General features: G+C 70.4%; 14 protein-coding genes. 10 read left to right on the top strand and 4 right to left on the bottom strand.

Annotated elements, in window-relative coordinates; translation table 11 throughout:
• Window positions 1-335: 335 nt before the first annotated feature.
• The 3 genes from ADK67_RS05015 to ADK67_RS05010 all read left to right on the top strand — a co-directional run bounded on the left by ADK67_RS05015 (window position 336) and on the right by ADK67_RS05010 (window position 2287).
• Window positions 336-866 (top strand): tyrosine-type recombinase/integrase, encoded by a 531-nt coding sequence (locus tag ADK67_RS05015; RefSeq protein ID WP_053715204.1) that lies wholly within the window; start codon window positions 336-338, stop codon window positions 864-866.
• Window positions 867-1020: 154 nt separating this feature from the next.
• Window positions 1021-1146: a hypothetical protein gene (locus tag ADK67_RS54545; RefSeq protein ID WP_269435980.1), complete on the top strand. Its 126-nt coding sequence runs from the start codon at window positions 1021-1023 to the stop codon at window positions 1144-1146.
• Between the two features lie 34 nt (window positions 1147-1180).
• On the top strand, window positions 1181-2287 hold the full coding sequence (locus tag ADK67_RS05010; protein ID WP_053715206.1) for a hypothetical protein: 1107 nt from the start codon (window positions 1181-1183) through the stop codon (window positions 2285-2287).
• An 18-nt stretch (window positions 2288-2305) separates the two neighbouring features.
• Here the strand turns inward: ADK67_RS05010 and ADK67_RS05005 are convergent, their stop codons facing one another.
• On the bottom strand, window positions 2306-2809 hold the full coding sequence (locus ADK67_RS05005; RefSeq protein ID WP_053715203.1) for an inclusion body family protein: 504 nt from the start codon (window positions 2807-2809) through the stop codon (window positions 2306-2308).
• Window positions 2810-3043: 234 nt separating this feature from the next.
• Window positions 3044-3649 carry a TetR/AcrR family transcriptional regulator gene (locus tag ADK67_RS05000; protein ID WP_053715202.1) on the bottom strand — a complete coding sequence of 202 codons (606 nt, stop codon included), beginning with the start codon at window positions 3647-3649 and terminating at the stop codon, window positions 3044-3046.
• Between the two features lie 64 nt (window positions 3650-3713).
• Between ADK67_RS05000 and ADK67_RS04995 the strand changes: the two genes are divergently transcribed.
• Window positions 3714-4598, top strand: a complete 885-nt coding sequence (locus ADK67_RS04995; protein WP_053715201.1) for an oxidoreductase — start codon at window positions 3714-3716, stop codon at window positions 4596-4598.
• Window positions 4599-4601: 3 nt separating this feature from the next.
• Here the strand turns inward: ADK67_RS04995 and ADK67_RS04990 are convergent, their stop codons facing one another.
• Window positions 4602-5222 (bottom strand): GyrI-like domain-containing protein, encoded by a 621-nt coding sequence (locus tag ADK67_RS04990; protein WP_053715200.1) that lies wholly within the window; start codon window positions 5220-5222, stop codon window positions 4602-4604.
• On the bottom strand, window positions 5219-5776 hold the full coding sequence (locus ADK67_RS04985; RefSeq protein WP_082403227.1) for a PadR family transcriptional regulator: 558 nt from the start codon (window positions 5774-5776) through the stop codon (window positions 5219-5221). Before ADK67_RS04985 ends, ADK67_RS04990 begins: the two co-directional genes overlap by 4 nt.
• A gap of 124 nt (window positions 5777-5900) precedes the next feature.
• Here ADK67_RS04985 and ADK67_RS04980 point away from each other — a divergent pair, with 124 nt between their 5' ends.
• The 6 genes from ADK67_RS04980 to ADK67_RS04955 all read left to right on the top strand — a co-directional run.
• Window positions 5901-6692, top strand: a complete 792-nt coding sequence (locus ADK67_RS04980) for a hypothetical protein (RefSeq protein ID WP_157619936.1) — start codon at window positions 5901-5903, stop codon at window positions 6690-6692.
• Between the two features lie 127 nt (window positions 6693-6819).
• Window positions 6820-7254 (top strand): PPOX class F420-dependent oxidoreductase, encoded by a 435-nt coding sequence (locus ADK67_RS04975; RefSeq protein ID WP_331459236.1) that lies wholly within the window; start codon window positions 6820-6822, stop codon window positions 7252-7254.
• An 85-nt stretch (window positions 7255-7339) separates the two neighbouring features.
• The gene (locus ADK67_RS04970; protein WP_053715197.1) at window positions 7340-8173 is read left to right on the top strand and encodes a vWA domain-containing protein; all 834 of its coding nucleotides are present in this window, start codon (window positions 7340-7342) and stop codon (window positions 8171-8173) included.
• A gap of 8 nt (window positions 8174-8181) precedes the next feature.
• Window positions 8182-8967 carry a protein phosphatase 2C domain-containing protein gene (locus tag ADK67_RS04965; RefSeq protein ID WP_053715196.1) on the top strand — a complete coding sequence of 262 codons (786 nt, stop codon included), beginning with the start codon at window positions 8182-8184 and terminating at the stop codon, window positions 8965-8967.
• Entirely contained in the window at window positions 8930-11083 is a 2154-nt protein-coding gene (locus ADK67_RS04960) for a protein kinase domain-containing protein (protein WP_053715195.1), read from the top strand. The genes ADK67_RS04965 and ADK67_RS04960 overlap by 38 nt, the downstream gene beginning before the upstream one ends.
• A gap of 258 nt (window positions 11084-11341) precedes the next feature.
• On the top strand, window positions 11342-12457 hold a 1116-nt coding region (locus tag ADK67_RS04955), incomplete at its 3' end, for a glucuronyl esterase domain-containing protein (protein ID WP_053715194.1).

Raw genomic sequence — 12457 nt, 5'->3', positions numbered from 1 at the left:
GGTCAGGTCCAGCAGAGGCATCGCGGAACTCCTCCGAGTCAAGGTGTCGCTGAGCGACGTGCTCGACCTCGAAGAACGAACCAAGATCACAAAAAGAGGATCTTCGCAGTGTCTGACCTGCGAAGACCCTCTTGACCGTCGGGACGACAGGATTTGAACCTGCGACCCCTTGACCCCCAGTAGTGCGGTCGCCGTTCGTCCACCGACACCCCTGGTGATCAACCCGAACGGCCGCACGCCACCACGGCCCAGATCGCCGGCCTGGCCGCCCGCGTGTCCCCCGACAACGCCGCCCTGATCGTCACCGCCGCCTACACCGGGCTGCGCTGGGGTGAATGACCGGCCTGCAATGGACACGGGTCGACACGGCCAACCGGGAGATCCGCGTCGACGGCAAGGACGGCGCCCTGCACGAGGTCGGCGGCAAGCTCACCCTCGGACCGCCCAAGACCCCCGCCAGCGTCCGCACCGTGCACCTACCCGAATTCCTGGCCGACCTGCTCGACCAGCACCACGACCGCCACCCCGCCGCCCGGTTCGTGTTCACCGGAACCGACGAAGGCTTCCACCGACGGTCCAACTTCCGCCGCCGCGTCTGGCTGCCCGCCCTGCGCGGCGACACCGCCACCGGCCGACCACGGATCAACCCCGACATGCACTTCCACGACCTGCGCCACACCCACAAGACCTGGCTCATCGAGGACCGCGTCCCCGAAGTCCTCCAACACAAGAGGATCGGCCACAAGTTCCGCGGCGTCATGGGCGTCTACTCCCACGTCACACAGCCCATGATCGACGCCATGCTCACCGGACTCCAACACCGCTGGGAGCAGACCGGGGAGCAAACGGGGAGCACGAACCTATGACCACCTTCGCAAATACGGTTGTGGTCAAGATCGTTTGCTCCCCAACTGCTCCCCGAGACGATCAATGGCCCACAGACAGTGATCGCCTGCAGGCCATTGACCAGGCAATACACACTGTGGGCGATACTGGGATCGAACCAGTGACCTCTTCGGTGTGAACGAGGAGAACCCGTTGAAGGCCGCCCTGGACGCGCTCGGGGCGGGGGTCACGACGTTCGGCCGCCGTCGCCACGGCGTCCTGTTCACCGAACTCCGCGAAGCGTTCCCCGGCCTGGCGTGAACCGAACCGACCACAGCAAAGGAAGGGAGTGCGGGTGCGGACGTTGATGAGCGGAACGGCCTGGGTGCACTACGGGCAGATCACCGTCGAGACCGGCAACGACGTGTTCGGCATGGGCGAGTGCTTCGGCGGCCAGGTCAACGGGCTGTGCGGCGCCGTGGTCCCCGGTGGGTTGTTCCTGTTCACGGGCCTGCACACCGGTGACGTCGCCTTCACCGTGGAGCTGCACGACGAGCCGCCACCGGTGGGTGACGAGTGGGAGGACGTCGTGGAGGTGTCCTTCCGCCCCGAAGGGCCGGCGGCGCTCGTGAGCTGGGCGGGCGAGCAGTGGTGGCCGTTGGACGGCTTGGCCGAGGTCGACTACCGGGTCCGCTACTGCGCGGTGGGGATGGACGAGGGCCACCGCATGGACAACCGGAGCGAGGACGAGCCGACGGTCGAGCGCTACCTGCTCCAGTTCTGGCCTGCGCCGCCGGAGCCGGACCGGATCGTCAAGCAGACCAGCGCCCAGGCCGCCTACTGGCACGCGTACGCCCGCGAACAGCCCGTGCCGCCCACGCCGGAGGAGAAGGCCGAAGCCGCCCGCCTGGCCCGCGAGGAACAGGACCAGGCCGCCACAAGGGCGCGCTGGGAAGCGGAGGTACGCGAGTGGGCCGGGAAGCTGCCCGGCGAACGGCTGAGACAACTCCGCGGCACGGCGCTGAGCCTCGCGTCGCTGGACCGGCCCCTGGTGGACGCGCTCGCCGAGGCCGATCCGACGACCCAGCGGCAGGTGGCCCGCTGGGCGATCAGACGCGCGTTCACCGAAGCGGGGCTCGCCGACGTCGACTGGATCGCGCCCGCCCTGGCCGCGATGGACCGCGGCGAGCCCCTGCCACCGCCGTTCGAGGACACCTGCCAGCCGTGGGACCGCCTGATGGTCGACGAGCGGGTCCCCCAGACGGTGGTGACCACCCTGGACGGCCGCCACGACAACTTCAGCCAACAGGCGATGGCCCTGCCCGCGATCTTCGCCGAAGCGGAGCCGGACCCGTTGGTGGCCGCCTGCGAAGCGGTCTGGTCGGCCGTCTCCACCCTCGGCCCCGGTCGGTACGACGCACTGTTCGACGAGCTTCGCAAATCCTTTCCCACCATCGCCTGAATCGGCGGGCCGCCGCCGTCAGTCCTGAATGTTGATGAACGGGTCCCAGTAGTAATAACCCAGCTTCGCGCCCGAGTGGTCGAGGATCATGAAGCTGAAGTGGTAGGTCACCGAGCCCGTTTTCAGCACGGTGCACTGCCAGTAGAAGCTGTTGATTTTTTGGGAGGTGGGGTTCAACGGGTCACGGCCGTTCGGCAGCGGCTCGCTGATGACCACCGACTTCGCCTCGGGCATGTCGATCAGGTCCGCTCCCGACGAGGCGTCGAACCTGTAGAGGATGCCGGTGTACCTGGAGTTGAGGGACAGCGTTGTCTCGCGCCACCTGATGATGTCGTCAGGCGAGGCCTTGACCGTCAACTCGCTGCCCGGAGAACCGATGATGTGGTCCTGCCGCGCGGTCATGTAGATCAGGTTGCTGCTGTCGGGAATCAGCGTCGGCCGGTTCGGGTCGGCGTTCTTGCCGTACCGCTCGATGATGGTTTCAGCGTCGATGACGATGAGGACGTTGATGAAATCCGACATGCGAAATTCCTCCTGCACACCCCTCGGGAAGATCCGCGACCAACATTTCCGCACCACACCTCGGGCGTCAATCGTCCGTACCAGTGACCCCATTCGCCGAGTACGGATCCCCGACCGATGCCGAAATATTCGAATTCCCGGCGCAGTGGACTGCGCCGGTCACCCCGATGCGCCACGTCGGCGCGACGAAAAGTAGACCTACCCGCGCGTAAAGCCGAAAAGGACTTCTCCGCGCTACGCGAGCGGTCGGGCGCCTCGGAGGAACTGGTCGACCGCGGTCTCCACGAGGCCGTCGAGCAGGTCCGGCTTGACGATGTTGCCGTTGATGATCGTGGCGATGCCCTGGAGGGTCGCGAACAGGACGATCCCGATCCGCTCCGGGTCGCCCGACTCGAGCGCGCCGTCCGCCTGCCCCTGCAGGATCAGGTCTCGCATCAGCCCGAACGGCGCGTCGGCCGCCTCGACGATCCGTTCCGCGCCCGGCCGGTGCTTGCTGGAGTACATCAGCTCCAGGAGGGCCGCGTTCTCGGTCGCGAAACGGGTGTAGGCCGTCATGGTCGCCCGCACGCGCGACGGGAAGTCGTCACCCGCGCCCGCCAACGCGGTGCGCAACGTCGCGTCCAGGCGGCCGAACCCGGAGACGGCGAGTGCGTCGAGCAGCGCCTGGCGGTCCGGGAAGTGGCGACGCGGGGCGGCGTGGCTCACGCCGATCTCCCGCGCCAGGTCACGCAGCGAGAGCTGGTCCGCGCCTTGCTCACGCAAGCCGCGCTCGGCCGCGTCGAGCAGCGCAGTGCGGAGGTTCCCGTGGTGGTAGGGCCGCTCGTGGGTGGCTTCGGGCACGGCGTCACGATAGCGAACGGTGTTTTCGTTGACAACATAGTTGTCGGTGCCTACTTTGTAGCTCATGACAACATTCAGCGCTTCGGACGTCCCGCCCCAGACCGGTCGGACCGTCGTCGTCACCGGCGCGAACAGCGGGATCGGCCGCGTCACCGCCCGCGTGCTCGCCGCCAGGGGCGCACGGGTCGTGCTGGCCGTGCGCGACCTGGAGAAGGGCCGCGAGGCCGCCGCGACGATGACCGGGCACGTCGAGGTCCGGCGGCTCGACCTCGCCGACCTCTCCTCGATCCGCGCGTTCGCCGACGACCTCACCGACCCCGTCGACGTGCTGATCAACAACGCGGGCGTGATGATCCCGCCGCTCACCCGCACGGCCGACGGTTTCGAGCTGCAGTTCGGGACCAACCACCTCGGCCACTTCGCGCTCACGAACCTGCTCCTGTCGCAGGTCAGGGAACGGGTCGTCACCGTCTCGTCCAACGCGCACAAGGTGGGCTCGATCGACTTCGACGACCTGAACTCGGAACGCAAGCCGTACCGGGCGATGTCCGCCTACGCGCAGTCCAAGCTCGCCAACCTGCTGTTCACCGCGGAGCTCCAGCGGCGGCTCACCGCGGCGGGCTCACCGGTGATCGCGACCGCCGCGCACCCCGGCTTCGCGACCACGAACCTGCTGAAGTCCGACGGTCGGCGACGCGTGCGCGACCTCGCGCAGAAGGCGGTCACCGGCCTGCTCGCGCAGAGCGACGAGGACGGCGCCCTGCCGACGCTGTACGCGGCCGTGGCGGACGTCCCGGGCGACAGCTACGCGGGCCCGAGCGGTTTCCTGGAGGGACGCGGCGCGCCGAAGCTGGTCGGCCGGTCGACGAAGGCACGCGACGGCGAGGTGGCGCGCCGCCTGTGGGAGACGTCGGAGAAGCTGACCGGGATCCGCTCTCTGACCGCCTGAACGTCACTCGGGACGGACGGGTTGGCGCAGCACCGTCTTGAGCTTCGCGGGCTCGGTCTTGCGGGGGTCGCCGAGGTAGACCTCGTGGTGCAGCCCGGTCATCCGCAGGCCGTTGGCCTGGAGCCACTCGCCGTGGAGCCTGGCCAACACCGGTCCTTCGTCGTCGTACGACCCGATGTGCAGGACCTGGGCGCTGACCCCCTCGTGCAGGACCTCGCGGCGCACGTCGGCGATGGCGGGCAGCTTCTTCTTCGCCGAGACGACCTGCTTGGCCTCCGCGATCGCCTCTTCGGTGATCCAGTCGGGTTGGCTGACGAGCATCCGCCAGTGCCAGGAGTTCTTGGCACGGGCGGTGAAGACCTCCGGGTCGTCCGCCCACCACAGCCCTTCCAGCGGCCCGACGACGAAGTCGCGGCCCTCGCGCTTGCTCGCGAACTTGATCGTGTAGGCGACGGAGTAGAGCGCTTCGACGGCGTTGGCGTACTCGGCGCTGGTGTTGGGGTCACCGCGCCCGTCGACGGCGAGGAACTGCTGCTCGGGCACGTCGACGAGCGCCCAGTCGGCGTTCTTGGGCGCGTAGAGCTGCTTGAGCTCCCGCTTGACGTCGTAGCGGTCCGGGCTCATGGTCGGCGGTCCTCCTGGTCGGGTGAATCGGTCAGCTCCGCCCGGTAGGCGGCCAGCCAGCGCTGTTCGGCCTCGAGCTGGGCGAGCGAGTAGTCGAAGATCGCGCGGGCGAAGCGGGGTGCGTGCGGTTGGGCGGCGACGGCCGCGCGCAGCTCCGCGAGCTTCCCCGCCACCGAGGCCGCACGCCGGGCGAGCGCGGCCCGGAGCCGGTCGGGCGGGATGACGGGCTGGTTCGCCAGCCCGACGAGGACGCGCGGGAACACCGGCTCGAGTTCGGCCACCGCCGCTTCGGCCGCCCGCGTGCACGCCCGACGCCCCTCCTCCGTCGGACCGAAGACCTTGCGCGCCTTGCCCCGGGCCGGCGGGTCGACCTCCGCCACCAGGCCGCGGTCGCGCAGCTTTCCGAGCAGGTAGTAGATGGAGCTGAACCCGATCTCGGTCCACTCCCTCATGCCGCGGGCGGCGATCACCTCCTCCAGCTCGTAGCCGTGCCGGGGTGCTTCCACCAGCAGGCCCAGCAGGGTCAGCTCGGCGGGGGTCAGTTCCGAAGGCACCCGGCTATTCTAGTACTAGAATAGCTCGCGTGGGAACCGCGAACGTCCGCGTTCACCGGGCACCACCCCCGACGGCGGCGACAAACTGGACGCACAGCCTCATGACGCGCGGGAGGGATGGACCGTGAAGACGCGGACGACCGCTGTGCTCGCTGTCTGCGTCGCCGCCGGTCTCGTTGCGAGCCTGCTGCTGTTCCGGCGGTCCGGACCGGACGCGCCGCCGGCCACGTCGGAGACGCCGGCCGCCGGGGCGAACGTGCGGGTCGGCGTCGGGATCAGCGATCACGAGGCCGAGCGCGGGTGGTTCCTGATGGCGTCCGAGGAGGTGGCCCGGCGCACCCCGCCCGAGGACGTCGCGGACTGCCGCGCCCTGCACGCCTGGGCGTTGCGGGAAGGCGCGCTGCCCGTCGGCGACGCCGCGCACACCGTCACCTTCTCCGCGAACCACCGCACCACGATCGAGAGCACCTACATGCGGGTCGTCCCGGACCCGACGCCCTACCCCGACGAGCAGGCGCCCGTGGTCCGGCTCCTGTGCCTGCCCCGGCCCGGCGCCACGCCTCCGTTCCCCGAACCCGGCGATGCCCGCTTCCGCGTCAACGGCGACTCCCGGCCGTTCACGTTCCAGGAACGGCACCAGGTCGCCCCGGACGCCGACGCCGAGTTCGACGTCGTGATCGACCTGACCGGCTCGACCGGCCCGTTCGCCTACCGCGTCGAGATCGGCGTCGCGGAGGGCGGCGAGTTCCGCATGGTCCCGGTCAACGACGGTGACGACGTGTTCTTCGCGACCGAGGACGGCGGCGGCATGGGGTACTGGCCCGCGACGACCACGTGGACGATGAGCCCCACCCGCACCCGGACCCACTGCCCGGCGGTGACCGACCCGAACCCGGACCAGCAGTGCGCGAACTGATCGGGGAACGCGTAGCAGGATGTCGGGGTGCGTGGACTCGACGAACTCGACAACAGCTTCCTGGACGTCCTCGCCGCGCGGTAGGGACATAATCGGTCGGGGTTCCGTCAACGCGGGGAGCAACGTGGTGCGGTTGAACGAGCAGGTCAGGGCACGGCTGTCGGCGCCGACCTTCTGGCACCTGGCCACGCTCAACCCGGACGGCTCGCCGCAGGTGACACCGATGTGGGTCGACCTCGACGGCGACCACATCGTGTTCAACACCGCGCTCGGCCGGGTGAAGGAGGAGAACCTGCGCCGCGACCCCCGGCTGTCGCTGTCCTGCGTGAGCCCGGACAACCCGTACGACCGGGTGGAGATCCGTGGTCGCGCGGTCCGGTTCGTCGTGGGCGACGAGGCCGAGCGCGGCATGGACCGGTTGGCGAAGAAGTACGTCGGGACCGAGCGCTTCGAGTGGCGGATCCCCGGTGAGCAGCGGGTGATGGTGCTGGTCGAGCCCACTCACGTGCGCCACGTCGTCGGCGTCGAGCCGTTCCGGCCGGGGATCCTGCCGGGGAGCTGAGTGGTAACGGGACGTACACACCCTGGGTCGCGCTAGCCTTCCGGGTGATCCACACGCCGTCCCGTGGGAGAGGTGGACACCCTTCGTGACCTACGCAGCCGAGATCAGCCGCGCCAACCCGTCCTGCTTCGTGTTCCTGGTCGACCAGTCGGCGTCGATGAACGACCCGATCGGCGGCGGGCAGCAGCGCAAGGCCGACGTGGTCGCCGACGCCATCAACCGGCTGCTCGCCGAACTCAGCGTGAAGTGCGCGAAGGAGGAAGGCGTCCGCGACTACTTCCACGTCGCCGTCATCGGCTACGGGCACGCGGTCGGCTCGGCGTTCACCGGCCCGCTCGCGGGACGCGACCTCGTGCCGCTCAGCCAGGTCGCGGAGAAGCCCGCGCGGGTGGAGAAGCGGACCAAGAAGGTCCCGGACGGCGCGGGCGGGCTGGTCGAGACAACGACCCGCTTCCCAGTCTGGGTCGACCCGGTCGCCAACGGAGCCACGCCGATGTGCCGCGCGCTGGCCTCGGCCGAGTCGCTGGTGTCGGACTGGGTGTCCCGGCACCCGGATAGCTTCCCGCCGATCGTGCTCAACCTGACCGACGGCGAGTCCACCGACGGCGACCCGGCCGGGGCCGCGTGGGGCGTGCAGACGCACGTCACCGCCGACGGCGCCGCGCTGCTGTTCAACCTGCACGTCTCCGCCGCCAACGCCGTGCCGGTGACGTTCCCGGACACCGACATCGCGCTCCCGGACGGCTACGCGCGCACCTTGTTCGGCATGTCCAGCCTGCTGCCGCCGCACATGCGCTTCTACGCGCTGCAACAGGGCGTGCCGGCCGAGGACTTGGCACGTGGCTTCGTCTACAACGCCGACATCACCTCGCTCGTGCAGTTCCTGGACATCGGGACACGTGCCACGGACCTGCGCTGAGCAGCGGCATGATCACCTCTTCCCTCCGCGTCCCCAAGCAGGGACACACACCGCGCGAATGCGAGGACGCCGCCCACGTCCTCACCGGCCCGGACGGGTCGGTGCTCGCGGCCGTGGCCGATGGCGCGTCGGAGAGCCTGCTCGCGGGCGAGTGGGCCGAGTTGCTGACGAGGACCGTCACCGACGCCGCGCGGGACGACGACTGCGCGTTGCAGGACGCGGACCGCTTCGCCGCGGCGCTCGTGCGTGCCGGAGAGGCGTGGGGCGAGTGGCTCTCCGACTACGTGGCCGAGCGGGAGGCGGACGACCGTCCGATCGCGTGGTACGAGCAACCCAAGCTGGAACGCGGCCCGCACGCCACGGTGCTCGCCGCGCGGTTCGACACCGACGCGTCCGGGGTCACCCGGTGGGATGCCGCCGCGTTGGGTGACAGCTGCCTGTTCCACACCCGCGGCGACCGGCTGCTGCGCGCGTTCCCGATCGAGTCGGCGGAGGCGTTCGACAACGCGCCGGGCCTGGTCAACGCGTTCAACCGCGACCACGACCTGCTGGCGCGGCACGTGCGGACGGTGTCGGGCACGGCGGAGCGCGGCGACGGGTTCTTCCTCTGCACGGACGCGCTCGCCGCCTGGCTCCTGCGGGCGGCGGACCGCGGTGACCGACCGTGGCAGATGCTGGCGGAGTTCACGCGATCCGGTGATCTCGACGGGTTCACGGCCTGGTTGGCGACCGCACGCGCGGAGGGGTTGATGCGCAATGACGACGTCACCGTCGTTCACGTCGACCTCGGGTGACGAGCCCACCCGCGCGTTACCGTCCGGCGCGACCTACGTCGAGGCGTTGCAGGACACCGCGCTGTGCTTCCGCGGCACCGACCTCGCCGGCGCCGACGTGCGGGTCGACGCGCTGGGCCGCCCGCGCGCGATCTCGGGCAACTTCGCGAGCGTCTTCTCGGTGACGGTCGCCGACGGCACCCGTTACGCGATCAAGTGCTTCACCCGCGAGGCGCCGGAGCAGGCGGCCCGCTACCGCGCCGTCGGCGAGCACCTGGCACGCCTGGACGACGACTGGACCGTCGGCTTCGACTACGTCGCCCACGGCATACTCGTGGACGGCGCCTGGCACCCCGTGCTGCGGATGGAGTGGGTGGAGGCGGTCAACCTCCTGCGTTGGATCGACCGGCACGTCGACGACTCGCACGCCGTGTCCCGCGTCGCCGAACGGTTCGCGCACCTGGTCGCCCGGCTCGCCGAGGCGGGCATCGGGCACGGCGACCTCCAGCACGGCAACCTCCTGATCACCGCCGACGGCTCGATCAAGCTGGTCGACTACGACGGCGTGTACGTGCCCGCGCTGGCCGGGCTGCCCGCCGCCGAGACCGGGCACCGCAACTACCAGTCGCCCGACCGCACCGCGGCCGAGTTCGGCCCGGAGGTCGACCGGTTCTCGTCCTGGGTGGTCTACCTGTCGCTGGTGGCCCTGGCGACCGACCCCTCGCTGTGGCGGCAGCTGCGCGCCGAGGACGCCGAGCACCTGCTGCTCGCCGAGTCCGACTTCGCCGACCCGGCGGGCTCGTTCCGGCTGGCCACGCTGACCGGTCACCCCGACGCGCGCCTGCGCGGGCTCGCCGAGCGCTTCCAGCAGATCCTGCTCCACCACCGCGCCGCTCCCCCTCCGCTCGAACCGCTCGACCCGCTCGACGGCGTGGAGCTATCCAGCGGGGAGAATTTCGGTGACGTGGAGCCATCCGGCCCCCGCCTGCCCTCATGGATGGTCGAACGCCTCGAACCACACATGCCCGCGCCGCCACCCCTGGTGCGGTTCAGCCATCGCGCGCCCGCACTGGCCGCGCTGACGCGGGCACTGCTGGTGCTGCTGCCGTTCGGCGTGCCGGCGGCCGTCTTCGTGGACGAGGCCGTGGCCGTCGCTGACGTGTCCGCCGTGCTGGCGTGGGCGGCGGTCACGGCGGCGGGCTACCGGCGTCAGCCCGAGCGCGCACGGGCCCGTGAGGCGCGCGCCGAGCGCAAACGGCTCGCCAACGCCCGGCTGGCCGCCGAAGCGCAGGCCACGCGGGTCGACCAGGACGCCCGGCAGGCCGCCGAAGCGGCCGAGCGGTCCAGGGCGGAGCAGGACCGGCGTCGCCAGGACCTGCAGCAGTGGCACGACCAGCGCCTCCGCGCGCACCAGCGGGCCGTGAAGGTGCACCTGGACCAGATCGACCGCGACCGGCAGGGTTCGGCGGCCCGGATGCACCTGGAGGAGCAGCGGCTGCTGGTCCGGCGGCAGAAGGCGCACCTGCGGGCGGAACTGGCGCAGTTCCGCCTCGCGACCGCGGGCGTCGAGGGCGTCGGGCCGACGCAGATCGCCAACCTCGAAGCCGTCGGCATCCGCACCGCGGCCGATTTCGTCGGCGTCCGCTACGAGGTCGACGGCCATGACCGCGTGGCGATCTTCGTCCTGGCCGACGGGCGCGCCGTGAGCGCCGCGCGGGTCGGCGAGGTGTCGGCGGTGCTCATCGACCAGTGGCGGGAACGCCGGACCGCCGAGGTGGAGGCCACCCGGCCCACCGCGGTGACGCCGGTGGAACATCGGGCGCTCAGGATCCGGTTCACCGCGGAGCGGGCCCAACTCGACGCGGAGCACCAGCGGGTGCTGGCCGACGCCGAGGTGAGGTTCGGCGAGCTGCGCGCCGAGTTGCGGGCCGCGCAAGTCGCCCTCGCCGACGAGCTGAAGACCGCCAACACGGCCACCGCGCACACCCGCGTCGACCACGACCGGGCCGCCGCCGAAGCCGCGGTGCGCCTCGAACGCGCCGAGAGGGCCGCCGCCGAGGGCGCCACCCGCGCCGACGCGTTCCGCCCCATCTCCTACCGCGGCTACCTCCGCTTCCTCCTCACCGGCCGGAACTGACCGCTCCGCCACCACGGCAGGGTCCGAGGGCCACGTCCGGCAATCGCCAAGTGAGACCGCGAACTGAACCGGGACGCCCGGATTCATTGACACGTTTCGACCCGCTGATCGAAACTTTAGAAGACGTCACCGATCGTCGTTCGGTGCTCCTGTCTCCACACCTCGTCTCAAAGGAGAGCCCTGGTGATCATCAGTTCAGGCCGCTTGAGAATCCGGATCATCAGTTCAGGCCGCTTGAGAATCCGTTCGGCGGTGCTCATGTTGGCGGTTGCGGTGTTGGCGTTGGCCGGGACGTTGACGGCGGTGGCGCGGTCGACCACCGCGAACGCCGCGGCGGGTGATGTCGTGGCGCTCGCGGGTGTCGAGGACGAGGGCGCGGACTGCCCGGTCAGCCTGCCGGGTTCCTACCCGTCGAACTCGCGCCTGCCGGACCCGTTCACGAAGGTCAACGGGCAGCGGATCACGTCGCAGTCGGACTGGCGGTGCCGGCGGGCGGAGATCAGGGAGATGGCCGAGCGGCACGTCTACGGCGACAAGCCGGCCAAGCCCGCCACCGTGACCGGCACGGTGTCCAGCAGCAGCATCACGGTCAACGTCTCCCACAACGGCCGCAGCTCCAGCTTCTCGGCGAGCGTGCAGCTGCCGTCGGGCACCGGCCCGTTCCCGGCGGTGATCGTCTACGGCGGGTTCGGCGGCGACACCGCCACCATCCGCGCCGCCGGCGCGGCGATCGTCAGCTTCGACCCCTACTCGGTCGGCCGCGAGGGCACGCCGCGCAACAACAAGCAGGGCGCGTTCTACACGATCTACGGCAACACCAGCCCCACCGGCCTGCTCATGGCCTGGGCCTGGGGCGTGTCCCGCATCATCGACGTCATCGAGCAGTCCGGCGGCAACGTCCTGCGCGCCGACGTCGGCGTCACCGGCTGCTCGCGCTTCGGCAAGGGCGCCTTCGCCGCCGGCGTGTTCGACCAGCGCGTCGCCCTGACGATGCCGATCGAGTCGGGCACCGCGGGTGTGCCGATCTACCGGGGTGTGAACGCCGAGGGCGGCCAGACCCTCTCCAGCGCCTACGGCGAGCAGCCCTGGTTCGGCGACGCCTTCAGCTCCTACACCGGCAACCCCAACGCCGCACCCATCGACACCCACTCCCTCGTCGCCATGATCGCCCCCCGCGGCCTGCTCATCATGGACAACCCCCACATCGCCAACCTCGGACCCCGCTCCGCCAGCGTCGCCGCGCTGGGCGGCGCCGAGGTCTACAAAGCCCTCGGCGCAGGCGCCAACATCACCTACCACTCCAACGTCACCGACGGAAACCACTGCGCCAACCGCACCGAATGGCGCACCCACATCACCCAAACCGTCCAGAAA

The sequence above is a fragment of the Saccharothrix sp. NRRL B-16348 genome, assembly GCF_001280085.1.
Classification (GTDB): Bacteria; Actinomycetota; Actinomycetes; order Mycobacteriales; family Pseudonocardiaceae; genus Actinosynnema.
The sequence above is the reverse complement of the archived record's forward strand: the minus strand, read 5'-3'. Positions and strand labels throughout refer to the sequence as shown.